4 protein-coding genes are annotated in these 3,922 nt (G+C 71.5%); 2 read left to right on the top strand and 2 right to left on the bottom strand.

The window, feature by feature from the left end; translation table 11 throughout:
- Window positions 1-167: 167 nt before the first annotated feature.
- Together ABD172_RS06435 and ABD172_RS06430 are read right to left on the bottom strand one after the other, a co-directional pair.
- On the bottom strand, window positions 168-1,058 hold the full coding sequence (locus tag ABD172_RS06435) for a hypothetical protein (RefSeq protein WP_344308014.1): 891 nt from the start codon (window positions 1,056-1,058) through the stop codon (window positions 168-170).
- 76 nt (window positions 1,059-1,134) lie between these two features.
- Window positions 1,135-2,151 (bottom strand): hypothetical protein, encoded by a 1,017-nt coding sequence (locus tag ABD172_RS06430; protein ID WP_344308013.1) that lies wholly within the window; start codon window positions 2,149-2,151, stop codon window positions 1,135-1,137.
- Between the two features lie 223 nt (window positions 2,152-2,374).
- Between ABD172_RS06430 and ABD172_RS06425 the strand changes: the two genes are divergently transcribed.
- Together ABD172_RS06425 and ABD172_RS06420 are read left to right on the top strand one after the other, a co-directional pair.
- Window positions 2,375-3,163 carry a DeoR/GlpR family DNA-binding transcription regulator gene (locus tag ABD172_RS06425; protein ID WP_344308011.1) on the top strand — a complete coding sequence of 263 codons (789 nt, stop codon included), beginning with the start codon at window positions 2,375-2,377 and terminating at the stop codon, window positions 3,161-3,163.
- A partial coding sequence (locus tag ABD172_RS06420) for a 1-phosphofructokinase family hexose kinase (protein ID WP_344308010.1) occupies window positions 3,160-3,922 on the top strand: 763 nt, incomplete at its 3' end. The genes ABD172_RS06425 and ABD172_RS06420, both read left to right, overlap by 4 nt.

Here is a 3,922-nt window from a genome sequence, read left to right as displayed (position 1 = left end):
GGTCGCCTCGGCCGTGGCACCGTCACCTCCGGCACCGGGGTCTGCCGGTGCGCCCGCGCCCGGACCGCCCGCGCCGACGCACGCGGAGAGCGCAAGGGCGCCGGCGAGCGCGGCGGCGGCGAGGGCGCTCCGTCCGAGGCGGACCGACCGTTCCGGGTGGGGGCGTCTCACGCCCCGGCCTCCACCGTCATCCCGATCTTCTCGCCCTGCGCGACGAACGCGTCCCAGGCCGCGCCGCGGGTCCACGTGAGGATGTCGTCCTCGGGGATGTCCGCCTCGAGGTTCCCGTAGAGCGAGTGGACCGTGAGGATCCGGTTCTCGTCCGCCGCGACGCACATCGTGCTGTACTGCGGCGATTCGGTCCCGTCGTCCTCGGGCTTGAGCTGGAGTGCGCCGAAGCATGTGAGGCCCACGCCCTCGTTGTCCTCGGGCTCGAGGTCCTTCGTGAAGTCGATGCGTTCGACGGGGTTGTCCGGATCCCCGAGCGAGGTGCCGACTGGCAGATCGCGCATCGAGACGTCCGCGCACCCGGTGATCGCCTTGTCGAACACGCGCCACTGGTCGAGTGCGCCGGTGTCCATGCCCTCGGTGTTCACGAGGAGGAGGGCGACACCCGTGACGACGTCCCCCTCGTACTTGATGAAGTTGCGGCGGCCGCCGTCGGAGTAGCCGCCGGTGTACCGGCTGTCGATCGCGTTCTCGGTGCACGAGAACAGCGTGTCGTCCGCCGGGGTCGGGGCCGCCTTCGGAGCCTGGCCCGGGAGGGGCTCCTCGGTCGTCACCTCGTACCCCTCGCGCGGGAACTCCCCGAGCGTGAGGAGGGAGTCGTAGGTCGTCCCTGCGCCCGAGGCGTCCGTCGTCGCGGTCGTGTCCTCACCGGAGCCGTCCTCACCGACGCCGTCCTCGGCGGCCGGGGTGGTGGCCGGCGCCGACTCCGCGGGCGGCTGTTCCTCCGACGAGGTCCCGCTTCCCAGGGAGCCCGCACCGGCGCAGGCGGACAGGGTGAGGCCGGTGGCGAGCAGGATGGCGAGGGTGGGCAGCACGGTCGTGTACTTCACGATGATCTTCCGTTTCGTTCGTCTCGGGAGTGGTCGGGGTGGAACGGGACGCCTCGCGCAGGAGGCGCGGTCCCGTTCAGGAGAGCGGGATGCCGGCCTGTTCGGCCTGGGCGGTGAAGAGGGTCATGAGATCCGCGGACACGCGGTCGCGGTCCTCCTGCGTCGGAACGATCTCCGAGTCGTCGTTCGTGTCGTCGAGGGTGTCCTCGCTCTTCGTGTGGGTGAGCTGCACCGTGAGCATGAGGTCTCCACGGGCGGCGACGCAGGTACCGACGGCTTCGGGCTTCCCCTGGAGACTGCCGGTCCCCTCGAGGGTCGAGTCGATCATCGCAAGGGCCTCGTAACAGTGCACGGAGGTGCCGTTGTTCTCGTCGGCCCAGCGGTCGTCGGTGACGGTGAAGACCTCGGTCTCCCGGGAGTCGCCGAGCCCGGCGCCCGGCAGGGGCAGCACGTCCATCGTGGCGCAACTGTTCGTGTAGTTCCGGTAGTTCACGTACTGCTGCACGGCGGAGTCCGCAATGGGCAGTCCCTCGGTGCTCACGAGCTGGATGTTCGCGGAGCGGATGTCGGACCAGGCCTCGGCCTCGGGGGACATGAATCGGGCGACGCCGTTCGCCGTGTAGCCCCGCTCGGTCCGCTCGAAGACCGACTGGTCGATGCACGTGGCCATCGTCGGTGACTCGACCTCGATCGCGTTCTCGGGTCCGCGTGCCGCACCGGCTCCGCCGCCCCGGAACTCGTACCCCTCGATCGGCAGTGTCTCCTCGGTGAAGAGGACATCGGCGAGGGCCTGGGACCCGGGCGCCGGAGGCGGAGAACTCGTGGAGCCGCCCGGCTCGGTGGGCTCGGTGCCGGCGGGGGCCGGGTCGGAGGAGACGGCGCCGGTGCCGCCCGGGCCGTCGGCGGCAACCGCCTCGGCGGTGGAGGGGGAGGTCGCGGGCGGTGCAGGCGCCGTGCCTCCGCCGAGCGATCCCGCACCGGCGCATGCGGACAGCACGAGTCCGGGGACGACGAGGAGCGCGGCCGGCCCGAGCACGCGGAGGCCGCGGGGCCGGATGCTTCCGGGAGCAGGAGGACGACGCGAGGATCTCACGCCTCTCACCCTAATTCGCCCGGCCCGGTACGGGTGGGCGGAAACTGTGTCGATCCTGCCCCACCGTCCGCTGTGACCAACTGCACTCCGCTCACCTGCTGTTCATCTTGACTGCACCCACCTGTTCCCACATACTCGAAGCCAAAGCCACACGGGGATGTGGGAACCGACCGGGAAACCGGGAAGAATCCCACAGGCCCCGACTCCAGAACAGGAGACGCAGGTGTTCGCAGAAGAGCGCCGCCGCCGGATCGCCGACCTCGTCCACCGCTCGGGACGAGTGACGGTCCGCGACCTCGCAGAGGAATTCGACGTCACCACCGAGACCGTCCGCCGCGACCTCGCGACCCTCGAGGAACTCGGTCTGTGCCGTCGCGTGCACGGGGGAGCAGTCCCCGCCGACCGCCCGAGCATCCACGAGGCCGGGGTCGAGGAACGGCGGATCGAACAGCTCGACGAGAAGCGCCGCATCGCCTCGGCGGCGGTTCACGAGGTCCCCACCGTCGCCTCGCTCGTCATCGACGGGGGCACGAGCACCGAGGCGCTCGCCCATGCACTCGCCGACGCCAACCGCACCGGCGGTGCCGGACGCCGCCTCATCGTCGCGACGAACTCCCTCGGGGTCGTCCTCGCGATGCACGACGCCCCCGGCATCGAGGTCCACGTCCTTCCCGGGCTCGTCCGTCCGATCACCCGCACCGCGGTCGGTGCCGTCACCGTCGAGGCGATCGAGCGCCTGAGTGCCGACATCACCTTCCTCGGCGTCAACGGCATCGACCCCGAGCACGGTTTCAGCACCCCGGACCACGCGGAGGCCTCGACGAAGGCAGCCCTCGCACGCGCCGGTCGACGCACCGTCGTCCTCGCCGATTCGACGAAACTCGGAACCGACAGCTTCGTCCGGTTCGCCCCGCTCGAGGCGGCCGACACCCTCATCACGACCGCACCCGGTCCCGAACCCGTGCTCGCGGCGGCCCTCGAGGACGCCGATGTGGAGGTACTCCTCGCATGATCCTCACCGTCACCGCCAATCCGAGCCTCGACCGCACGGTCGGGCTCGAGGCCCCGCTCGCCCGTGGGAAGGTCCAGCGCGCCGTCTCCGCGGGCGCCCAGCCCGGGGGCAAGGGCGTGAACGTCTCCCGGGCGCTCCACGTCTCGGGGACCGAGACCCTTGCGATCCTCCCGGGCGATCCGGAGGACCCCGTCGTTCACGGTCTCGCACTCACCGGAGTGCCGACCGCGGCACTGCCGGTCGGCGCCCCCATCCGCTCGAACATCACCGTGACCGAACCCGACGGCACGACGACGAAGATCAACGAACCCGGCAGCGGGCTCACCGCCGCGCAGGTCGATGCGCTCGTCGCACTCGTCCTCCGCCACGCCCTCGGGGCCGAGTGGGTCGTCCTCGCCGGATCCCTGCCTCCGGGTGCCCCGGTCGATCTGTGGGCCCGGATGACGGAGGAGATCCGTACGCTCGACCCGGCACCGGCGATCGCCGTCGACGCCTCGGGAGCACCCCTGCAGGCGGCGATGCGCGCCCGTCCCGACCTCATCAAACCGAACGAGGAGGAACTCGCGGAGCTCCTCGCCGGTCTCGGGGAGGAACTCGAGGCGCCGATCACCGACGAACCGGAGTCCGTCGTCCCGGCGGCCGCTCTCCTCGTGACCGGTGCCGCGGCCGGCGGACCGGGCGCGCACGCGGTCCTCGCCACCCTCGGCGGGAACGGCGCCGTGCTCGTCACCGCCGACCTCGCCCTCCACCCCGCCCCTG

Source organism: Brevibacterium samyangense (assembly GCF_039529845.1).
Classification (GTDB): domain Bacteria; phylum Actinomycetota; class Actinomycetes; order Actinomycetales; family Brevibacteriaceae; genus Brevibacterium; species Brevibacterium samyangense.
Note: the sequence above shows the minus strand (reverse complement) of the source record. Positions and strands in the feature narration are given on the sequence as shown.